Source organism: Streptomyces thermospinosisporus, from assembly GCF_039526425.1.
Classification (GTDB): Bacteria; Actinomycetota; Actinomycetes; order Streptomycetales; family Streptomycetaceae; genus Streptomyces; species Streptomyces thermocarboxydovorans.
The window spans coordinates 3,719-13,088 of sequence record NZ_BAAAIZ010000026.1 but is presented as its reverse complement, the minus strand read 5'-3'; the positions used below and the strand labels follow the sequence as shown (position 1 = coordinate 13,088).

Below are 9,370 nucleotides of genomic sequence, written 5' to 3'. Positions count from 1 at the left end.
CTCCTCACCGGCACCGGCACCCGTGCCGACCGGCGGGAGCACGGCCGTCTCGTCGGCCGCCCCCGGCGGGACGGACGGCTTGGGCAGCTGCGCGGTCGTCTCGGCCTCGGGGGCACCGCCGGATTCCCCGTTCTCCCGCTCCTCCGGCACCTTCCGGAGGACGGTCGTGGCGTCCGAGGCACCGCTGCTCGAGGTGTCGGGAGCTCCCGCCGCGGGTGCGGCGCCGGCGGCCGGGTTCTGCGGGCCCGCCTGGGCCGCGGCGGCAGCCGCCTCGGCGAGACGCCGGGCCTCCTCGGCCCGCTGCAAAGCCTCCTCGGCCTTGCGCTGCTTCTCCCGGCGCTGGGCCTCGGCCTCGGCGCGCAGCCGGGCCTCCTCCTCGGCCTGCTTGCGGCGGCGTTCCTCCTCGGCCTTGCGCCGGGCCTCCTCCTCCGCCCGGGCCTTCTCCTCGGCGAGGAGCCGCTGACGCTCCTCCTCCGCCCGGCGGCGGGCCTCCTCGGCGCGCCTGCGGGCCTCCTCGGCCTGCCGTTCGGCCTCGCGCCGCTGGGCCTCCTCCAGCTCGCGCCGCTTGCGTTCCTCCTCCTCGGCGCGCAGCCGCGCCAGCTGCTCCTGGCGCTCGCGTTCCAGGCGCTCCTCCTCGGCCTTGCGGGCCGCCTCCTCCTCGGCTCGCCGCCGGGCCTCCTCCTCGGCCTTGCGGCGCGCCTCCTCCCGGGCGGCGATCTCGGCCTCGGACAGCGGCAGCACCTGGTCGAGGCGGTGCCGGATGACGGTGGTGACCGCCTCCGGCTCCTGGCCGGCGTCGACCACCAGGTAGCGGCCGGGGTCGGCGGCCGCCAGCGTCAGGAAGCCGGCCCGGACGCGGGCGTGGAACTCGGCCGGCTCGGACTCCAGCCGGTCCGGTGCCTCCGTGAACCGCTCGCGCGCCGTCTCGGGCGCCACGTCGAGCAGCACGGTGAGGTGGGGGACCAGCCCGTCGGTGGCCCAGCGGTTGATCCGGGCGATCTCGGTCGGCGACAGGTCCCGCCCGGCGCCCTGGTAGGCGACCGAGGAGTCGATGTAGCGGTCGGAGATGACCACGGCGCCGCGCTCCAGGGCGGGGCGCACCACGGTGTCGATGTGCTCGGCGCGGTCGGCGGCGTAGAGCAGCGCCTCCGCGCGGTGCGAGAGGCCGGCGCTGGAGACGTCCAGCAGGATCGACCGCAGCCGCTTGCCGACCGGCGTGGCACCGGGCTCGCGGGTGAGGACCACCTCGTGGCCCTTGGCCCGGATCCACTCGGCCAGCGCCTCGGCCTGGGTGGACTTGCCCGCGCCGTCGCCGCCCTCCAGAGCGATGAAGAAGCCGGAGGAGGCGGTCCGCGGCTCCGGGTCGTCGCCGCCGCGCAGGGCGTCCCGCAGATCGTGGCGGAGCGGTACCCCGGAGCGGTCGTCGACCTTGGCCAGCACCAGCGCGGCCACCGGCAGCAGCAGCGCGCCCACCAGCATCAGCGTGAAGGCGGCCCCGCCGTGCGCGAAGACGAACCGGCCGTTCTCCAGGCGGTGCGGTCCGATGCCCGCGGCCACCACCGGGGCGGTCACCGCGCCGAGCGCCACGAAGACCCGCACCACCGCGTGCAGGTGCTCCGTCGTGCGGGTGCGCCGCTGCTCCTCGGCCTCCTGGTCGAGCAGCGTGTGCCCGGCGTTGGCGGCCACGCCCGCGCCGGTGCCGGCCAGCGCCATGATCAGCAGCACGCTGGTGACGTCCGGCACCAGTCCGGCGGCGAGCAGGGCGACGCCGGTGAGGGCGAGGGCCAGCGCCAGCAGGCGGCGCCGGGACAGGGCGGGCAGCAGGGAGGGCGCGGTGCGGATGCCGACGACCACGCCTCCGGTCAGCGCGCCCACCATCAGGCCGTAGAGCACGGGGCCGCCGCCCAGGTCCTTGGCGTGCAGCACCGCGACCGCGACGGCGGCCGAGATCGCGGCGGAGACGGAGGCGCAGGCGAACACCAGCAGCGGTATGGCGCCGGTGCGGCCCTTGTCGCTTCCGGTGGTGCTCCTGGGCCGGCGCAGCCCCTCCAGCGGGGACCGGGCGCGGGGCGTGCGGGTGTCGGGCAGCTCGAGGAAGGTCAGCACGGACAGCGAGGCGGCGAACAGCCCGGCGGCGACATAGGAGGCGAGGGCCGCCTGGTGCTGGCCGAACCAGGCGATGCCGGTGCCCAGCAGATTGTTGAGCAGCGCGGCCACGACGAGGGTGAGCGCGGCCAGCGGCACCGCCACGAAGCCGGTGCGCAGGGACAGGCGGCGCAGCGCGTCCATGTGGTCGGGCAGTGGCCGGATCGATGCGCCCTCCGGGGGCGGGCCGGGCAGCAGCGCGGGGGCCGCGCTCTCGCGGCAGACCGTCCAGAACCGCTCGGCCACCGACGCCACGAAGGCGGTGATGAGCAGGACGGCCGGGGCGTTGCCGGGCGTCCAGTCGATCCACAGGGGCGCGACGATCAGCAGCGCGGCCCGCACGCCGTCCGCGCCGATCATGGTCCAGCGCCGGTCCAGCGGGCCGTCCTGCGAGGTGAGCGAGGTGAGCGGGCCCAGGAGCACGGCGCCGAACAGCAGCGTGGCGAGGATGCGCACCGCGAAAACGGTCGCCACTGCGAACGCCACGCCCCGGTAGCCGCCGCCGAAGGAACCGGCGGCGACCGCCGCCTGGACCATGAGCAGGACCAGCACCAGAAGGGCGAGGGTGTCGCCGACACCGCCCACCAGCTGCGCGCTCCACAGCCTCCTGAGCTGCGGCCGGCGCAGCAGCGCTCGGACAGCGCGCTCACGGGAGTCCGCGACCAGGGCGTCGTCGGGGGCCGGTTGAGGGGCCGTTGGCTGCTCGGCTCGCGTCATGCTTTCAGCCTATCGGCCCGGGCCGACAGCCCGGGCCGGGATGCCTGACATGCACACGCCCCGACATCGAAGTGTTGCCGGGGCGTTCGCATGTCGAACCCGGGCGAAGCACCGCACCGCAACGCGGACGGAGCAGCGCGTTCCGGCGGGCACCGCAACACGGACAGAGCAACGGTCCCGGCGGGCGCCGCGCCACGGACGGAGCAGCGGTTTCCGGCCGCGCTCCTGAAAGGGCCTCAGCCCTCCTCGAAGAGCCTCAGCCCTCCTCGAAGAGCCTCAGCCCACCTCGGAGAGCCTCAGCCCTCCGCGCCGCCCGCCGTGTCCGCGGCCGTGTCCTTGGCCGCGGCCGAGGCGCTCGCCGTCTTCTTGGCCGCCGAGGTCTTCTTCGCCGTGGTCTTCTTCGCGGCCGTCTTCTTCGCCGGGGCCTTCTTGGCCGCCGTCTTCTTGGCGGTCGCCTTTTTCGCGGTCTTCTTCGCCGTCTTCTTGGCGGGTCCCTTGGCCCGCTTCTCCGCGAGCAGCTCGAAGCCCCGCTCCGGGGTGATCGTCTCCACGCTGTCGCCGGAGCGCAGCGTCGCGTTGGTCTCCCCGTCGGTGACGTACGGGCCGAAGCGGCCGTCCTTCACCACGACCGGCTTGCCGCTGACCGGGTCCTCGCCCAGCTCCTTCAGCGGCGGCTTCGCGGCCGCCCGGCCACGCTGCTTGGGCTGGGCGTAGATCGCCTGCGCCTCCTCCAGCGTGATCGTGAAGATCTGCTCCTCGGACTGCAGCGACCGCGAGTCCGTGCCCTTCTTCAGATACGGGCCGTAGCGGCCGTTCTGCGCGGTGATCTCCTGGCCGTCGGTGTCGACGCCGACCACCCGCGGCAGCGACATCAGCTTCAGGGCGTCCTCGAGCGTCACCGTGTCCAGGGACATCGACTTGAAGAGCGAGGCCGTGCGCGGCTTGACCGCGTTCTTGCCGGTCTTCGGGGTGCCCTCGGGGAGGATCTCGGTGACGTACGGGCCGTAGCGGCCGTCCTTGGCGACGATCGTGTGCCCGGTGGCCGGGTCGGTGCCCAGCTCCCGCTCGCCGCTCGGCTTGGCCAGCAGCTCCTCGGCCAGCTCGACCGTCAGCTCGTCCGGCGGCAGGTCGGCCGGGATGTCCGCCCGCTGGTGCTGCTCGCTGTCCTTCTCGCCGCGCTCGATGTACGGGCCGTAGCGGCCGACCCTCACCACGATGCCGTTGCCCACCGGGAACGACGACACCTCGCGGGCGTCGATGGCGCCCAGGTCGGTCACCAGCTCCTTCAGGCCGCCCAGGTGGTCGCCGTCGCCGTTGCCGGCCTCGGCGGCGCCGCCGTTGTCCCGGCCCTCGCCGAAGTAGAACCGCCTCAGCCACGGCACGGCCTGCGCCTCACCGCGGGCGATGCGGTCGAGGTCGTCCTCCATCCTGGCGGTGAAGTCGTAGTCGACGAGCCGGCCGAAGTGCTTCTCCAGCAGGTTGACCACGGCGAAGGACAGCCAGGACGGCACCAGGGCCGTGCCCTTCTTGAACACATAGCCGCGGTCCAGGATCGTGCCGATGATCGACGCGTACGTCGACGGGCGGCCGATCTCCCGCTCCTCCAGCTCCTTGACCAGCGAGGCCTCGGTGTAGCGGGCCGGGGGCTTGGTGGCGTGCCCGTCGGCGGTGATCTCCTCGGCGGTCAGCTCGTCCCCTTCGGCGACCTGCGGCAGCCGGCGCTCGCGGTCGTCGAGCTCGGCGTTCGGGTCGTCGGCGCCCTCCACGTAGGCCTTGAGGAAGCCGTGGAAGGTGATCGTCTTGCCGGACGCGGTGAACTCGACGTCCCGGCCGTCGGCGGCGGTGCCGCCGATCTTCACGGTGACGGAGTTGCCGGTCGCGTCCTTCATCTGGGAAGCGACGGTCCGCTTCCAGATCAACTCGTACAGCTTGAACTGGTCACCGGTGAGACCGGTCTCGGCGGGCGTACGGAAACGGTCTCCCGAGGGGCGGATCGCCTCGTGCGCCTCCTGCGCGTTCTTCACCTTGGCCGCGTAGGTGCGCGGCTGCGGCGGCAGGTAGTCGGCTCCGTACAGCTGCGTGACCTGGGCACGGGCGGCGGCGACCGCCGTGTCGCTCAGGGTCGTCGAGTCCGTACGCATGTAAGTGATGTAGCCGTTCTCGTACAGCTTCTGCGCGATCTGCATGGTGGCCTTCGCGCCGAAGCCCAGCTTGCGGCTCGCCTCCTGCTGCAGCGTCGTCGTACGGAACGGCGCGTACGGCGAGCGGCGGTACGGCTTGGACTCCACCGACCGCACCGAGAACCGCGTGTTCTCCAGGGCGGCGGCGAGCGCGCGGGCGTTCGCCTCGTCGAGGTGGAGGATGTTCTCGCTCTTCAGCCGCCCCAGGGAGTCGAAGTCGCGGCCCTGGGCGATGCGCCGGCCGTCGACCGACTGCAGGCGGGCGACCAGCGACGACGGGTCGCTCGCGTCGCCGGGCCGGCCGGTCGCGAAGGTGCCGGTCAGGTCCCAGTACTCGGCGCTGCGGAACGCCATGCGCTCCCGCTCCCGCTCCACCACGAGCCGGGTGGCGACGGACTGGACACGGCCCGCGGACAGCCGGGGCATGACCTTCTTCCACAGGACCGGCGAGACCTCGTAGCCGTAGAGACGGTCGAGGATGCGGCGGGTCTCCTGGGCGTCGACCAGCTTCTGGTTGAGCTGGCGCGGGTTGGCCACGGCCTCCTGGATCGCGTCCTTGGTGATCTCGTGGAACACCATCCGCTTGACCGGGATCTTCGGCTTGAGGACCTCCTGGAGGTGCCAGGCGATGGCCTCTCCCTCGCGGTCCTCATCGGTGGCGAGGAAGAGTTCGTCCGACTCCTTCAGCAGGTCCTTGAGCTTCTTGACCTGGGCCTTCTTGTCGGCGTTGACCACATAGATCGGCTGGAAGTCGTGTTCGACGTCCACACCGAGCCGGCGGACCTCGCCGGTGTACTTCTCGGGCACCTCAGCGGCGCCGTTGGGAAGGTCGCGAATGTGTCCGACGCTCGCCTCGACGGTGTAGCCAGGGCCGAGATAGCCCTTGATCGTCTTCGCCTTGGCAGGCGACTCGACGATGACGAGTCGGCGGCCGCCCTTCGCGGTCTCGCTGGTCGGGGACAACTTCGCTCTTCTCTCCGGATCGACGCTGAGGCCTCCCCAGGGGGTCCTCCCGGGGCCTGGACATGGTGACGCTGCGGAGTGTGACGGTACATCCCGCCCCCGTGTCAAACGGGAAAAGCCCGCAACGGCCACTCGAACGGTAACCCGACTACCGCCGTTCCTGCCGCCCGGAGTGTCCGGAGCCTACGCCCCACAACGCGGAGCGCAACATTTCGGTTACCGGCCGCAACACCGGTTCGGTACCCCTCGCGCGGCCGCTCACAGGCGGCCGAGACACCACACCCCGAGGGCCAGAGAGATCACCGCGGCGAGGCCGGCGCAGGCGACGGATGCGACGGGACTCACACCGTGCGCGACCGGACGCCGCTGCCGTGCCCGGCTCACGGTCCACGCCAGCAACCCCGCCCCGAACAGGCAGAACACCGCCCCCGCGAAGATCGCCGCCCCACTCTCCATGACCGCCCGAGCCCTCCTCCCCGGTCCGCCCGCCGCCGACCGCTGCGCACCCTGCCACCCCCGGGCAGCCCCCGGCCGAACCCCGGGTGAACACGCGGGGACCACGCTCGGAGGACTCGGAGGAACGGGAGAGCGGGGCGGGGAGAAGGAAGCCAGCCCGGTACGAGGTCGAGAACGGCGCGAAAGTTTTCGCCAGGGGCACGTTTCGGCCGCCGAAATGGCCGGAGGAGGCGCCCGGTGACCTCCTGGCGGAGAGGTCGGGCCGGCCCTCCGTGACCCGCCCGCCGGGGTCAGCTCACCGGCTCGATGAAGCCCTGTTCGATCAGGAGGCGGATCTGGGCCGGTGTGCGGTCGCGGAGGACGACGGGGTCCTCGCCGAGGAGCTGGGCGATGGCGTCGAGGATGCGGCCGGCGCTCATGGAGCCGTCGCACACGCCCGCAAAGCCCGCGCCGACCGTGTCGACCTTGGTGGCCCGGCGCATCCCGCGGTTCTGGCGCAGCACGACATACTCCGGGTCCTCTGCGCCGGGGAGTCCCACCTGCTCCTGCACGACCTCGTCGGCCAGCCGGAAGCCCGCCTCCAGCAGGGCCGCGTCGTCGTGGGCGCGCAGATAGCCGAGCCGGTCGAAGTGCGCGCGGATCGTCTCGCCGAGCGGCTGCTCGACGGGGTGCGGCCAGTCCTCCACGGTGACCGACGGCACCGAGGAGCCGGTCTTGCGCAGCGTGATCCAGCCGAAGCCGACCGCCTTGACCTTGCGCGCCTCGAACTCGTCCAGCCACGCGTCGTACCGCGCCTGGTACTCGGCCAGGTCCCCGCGGTGGTCGCCCGCGTCCCTCAGCCACAGCTCCGCGTACTGGGTGACGTCCTGCTCCTCGCGCTGCACGATCCAGGCGTCGCAGCCGCGCGGCACCCAGGACCTGAGCCGGTCCTGCCAGTCCTCTCCCGCCACGTGCTCCCAGTTGGCGAGGAACTGGGCGAAGCCGCCCTCGTTCAGGCGGTCCCCCGCCTCGGAGACGAGGGTGCGGCACAGGTCGTCCCCCCTCATCCCACCGTCGCGGTAGGTGAGACGTGCACCCGGTGAGATCACGAAGGGCGGGTTGGACACGATCAGGTCGAAGGTCTCGTCGTGCCGCACCGGGGTGAACAGCGACCCCTCGCGCAGATCGGCCGCCGGGGCGCCGGACAGGGCGAGGGTCAGCGCGGTGATGTGCAGGGCCCGCGGGTTGACGTCGGTGGCGGTGACGCGCGTGGCGTGGCGGGCGGCGTGCAGCGCCTGGATGCCGGAGCCGGTGCCGAGGTCGAGCGCGGAGGCGACCGGGGTGCGCACCGTGATGCCGGCCAGCGTGGTGGACGCACCGCCGACGCCGAGCACGACCCCTTCCTCCCGGCTGCCGATCCCTCCGGCTCCGCCGACCGCGCAGCCCAGGTCGGACACGATGAACCAGTCCTCGCCGTCCGGCCCGCCGTAGGGCCGTACGTCCACGGTCGCGGCGAGCTCGTCCGCGCCGACGCGGGTCAGCCAGCCGTTCTCCAGGCAGAGCTCGACCGGCAGCACGTCCGCCAGGCGGGCCCGCGGCACGGGCTGCTGCAGCAGGAAGAGCCGGACCAGCGCCTCCAGCGGGGTGTCCCCGCGGGTCGCGCGCAGCGCCGGGACGGTCTCACTGCGGGCCAGCGCCGCGTACGCGGGGGCGCCGAGCAGGTCGAGCAGTCCGTCGGCGGTGAAGGAGGCAGCGAGCAGCGCCTCCCTCAGTCGCGCGGCGACATCGGGTCGATCGGACGAGGGCAGGGGCGGCAGACCGGCTTCACTCACGCACCCCATTGTGGCCGCCCGCCCCGGCGCCCGCGCCCCACCGTCCCGCGCACGGCGTGCGCCCCGTCGCCCCGCGCACGGCTCGCCCCGCGCACCGCTTGCCCCGCGCACCGCTTGCCCCGCGCACCGCTTGCCCCGCGCACGGCTTGCCCCGCGCACGGCTTGCCCCGCGCACGGCTTGCCCCGCGCACGGACCGGACGGCGCGGGGCTGTCGTTCCTCGGTTGTCCCTCGGTTGTCCCTCGGTTGTCCTTCAGCCGTTCCTCGGTCGTGTCCCTCCGTCGTCCGCCGGGTCGTCCGCTCGCTCGTCAGTCGCCGGAGCTGCCCGCCGAGGCTCGCCAGTCGCCGGAGGTGCCCGCCGAGGCTCGTCAGTCGCCGGAGGTGCCCGCCGAGGCGGTCACCGCCTGGCAGCTGGGCTGACGGGACATCGCCTCGCCGACCTCGCCCTCCTCCAGGTTCCGCAGGGCGTCGTTGCCGCTCTTGCTGAGCTTGTCCAGCTCGGTGGCGATGTCCTTCAGACCGTCGGCGAACTTCGCCTGGTCGTCGGTGTCCAGGCCGTCGACCTGCTTGCGCAGGGAGGCGTAGGCCGCGGAGATGCTGTTGAGCTCCTTGACCGCGTTCTGCTGCTTCTTCTCGCCGTCGTCGACGTTCGGCGGCCCGGCCTTCTCCACGGCGGCGCCGATCGCCTTGTACGCGTCGGACATGTCCTGGAAGGCCTTGGAGTCGGTCTTCTGGACCTCCTCCGGCGTGCTGTTGTCCGAGGTCTCCTTCTGGATGGCGGCGTTGGCGGACTCGATCTTCTTCGCCTGCGGCTGCACCGCGTCACAGACCTGCTTGGCCCAGGAGTCCAGCTCCTTGTTGGAGTCGTCGCCGCCGCATCCCGTCAGCGCCAGTACCAGTACCGCACCGCCGGACAGTGCGGCCGCGAGCTTCTTGTTCACCGGTTTGGTCCCTTCCATGGCTCTCGGCCCCGGAACATACACGCCACATGGGGGACACCTACCGGCCAAGCATCCCTTAAGACACGTTTATAACCATTTGCACCAAGCGAGAGAAGGCTCACGGCGACGGGCGCTCCGCGCACAGCACGGGCGGGCGG

At 72.8% G+C, this 9,370-nt stretch carries 5 protein-coding genes; all 5 read right to left on the bottom strand.

Translation table 11 applies throughout. The features are described 5' to 3' along the window. Positions 1 to 2,862, bottom strand: a 2,862-nt coding sequence (gene tmk, locus ABD207_RS10675; RefSeq protein ID WP_344011941.1) for a dTMP kinase, incomplete at its 3' end; no start/stop codon positions are given. A 296-nt stretch (positions 2,863 to 3,158) separates the two neighbouring features. Continuing rightward, positions 3,159 to 6,005: a type I DNA topoisomerase gene (gene topA / locus ABD207_RS10670; protein WP_344011939.1), complete on the bottom strand. Its 2,847-nt coding sequence runs from the start codon at positions 6,003 to 6,005 to the stop codon at positions 3,159 to 3,161. Positions 6,006 to 6,263: 258 nt separating this feature from the next. Continuing rightward, positions 6,264 to 6,461 (bottom strand): hypothetical protein, encoded by a 198-nt coding sequence (locus tag ABD207_RS10665; protein WP_344011937.1) that lies wholly within the window; start codon positions 6,459 to 6,461, stop codon positions 6,264 to 6,266. A gap of 290 nt (positions 6,462 to 6,751) precedes the next feature. Continuing rightward, positions 6,752 to 8,281, bottom strand: a complete 1,530-nt coding sequence (locus ABD207_RS10660; RefSeq protein WP_344011936.1) for a DUF7059 domain-containing protein — start codon at positions 8,279 to 8,281, stop codon at positions 6,752 to 6,754. 358 nt (positions 8,282 to 8,639) lie between these two features. Further along, positions 8,640 to 9,230 carry a small secreted protein gene (locus tag ABD207_RS10655; protein ID WP_344011935.1) on the bottom strand — a complete coding sequence of 197 codons (591 nt, stop codon included), beginning with the start codon at positions 9,228 to 9,230 and terminating at the stop codon, positions 8,640 to 8,642. Positions 9,231 to 9,370: the final 140 nt, after the last annotated feature.

Coding starts and splice junctions, on each gene's coding strand:
- ABD207_RS10660 (WP_344011936.1), bottom strand. CDS start 8,281: ATGGGGTGCGTGAGTGAAGCCGGTCTGCCGCCCCTGCCCTCGTCCGAT.
- ABD207_RS10655 (WP_344011935.1), bottom strand. CDS start 9,230: ATGGAAGGGACCAAACCGGTGAACAAGAAGCTCGCGGCCGCACTGTCC.
- ABD207_RS10665 (WP_344011937.1), bottom strand. CDS start 6,461: ATGGAGAGTGGGGCGGCGATCTTCGCGGGGGCGGTGTTCTGCCTGTTC.